Raw genomic sequence first — 386 nt, 5'->3', positions numbered from 1 at the left:
CGGTCGTCCGGCTCGTCAGTGCTTGCCGCTGTGCGTGCCGCCGTTGGAGCCGCCGGTGTTGATGTGCGAGTCGTGGATGGCGTCGAGCACGCCGTTCTGGGTGCCCACCACGCTCTTGAGGTTGGCTATGGTGCCGTCGCCCACGCCGACGATCGCCTCGGACAGGGCGGAGCCCGTCTTGATCGCGCCCTCCCGCTGCTTCTTCTCCTGCGGCAGCACCTGCTTGGCGTAACTGTCGTTCTGGCCGGGCCAGTCGGAGGTCGCCGACACGTCGGTGATGAACTCGCTGATGATCTCGTTGGCCAGCCGGCTGATCTGCTCGATCTGCCGGGTACCGGCCTGGAGCACTCCGGGGTTGGCGTAGTACGCGTTGGAAGCCATGGTCT

General features: G+C 66.6%; 1 protein-coding gene. It reads right to left on the bottom strand.

Annotation, left to right across the window (positions count from 1 at the left end; all coding sequences use genetic code 11):
• Positions 1 to 15: 15 nt before the first annotated feature.
• Positions 16 to 381, bottom strand: coding sequence for a hypothetical protein (locus ACFZA0_RS33195; RefSeq protein WP_391023879.1), 366 nt, complete (start codon positions 379 to 381; stop codon positions 16 to 18).
• Positions 382 to 386 lie beyond the last annotated feature (5 nt).

Source organism: Streptomyces sp. NPDC008150 (assembly GCF_042956945.1).
Taxonomy (GTDB): Bacteria; Actinomycetota; Actinomycetes; order Streptomycetales; family Streptomycetaceae; genus Streptomyces.
This window is presented reverse-complemented; position numbering and strand designations above follow the sequence as displayed.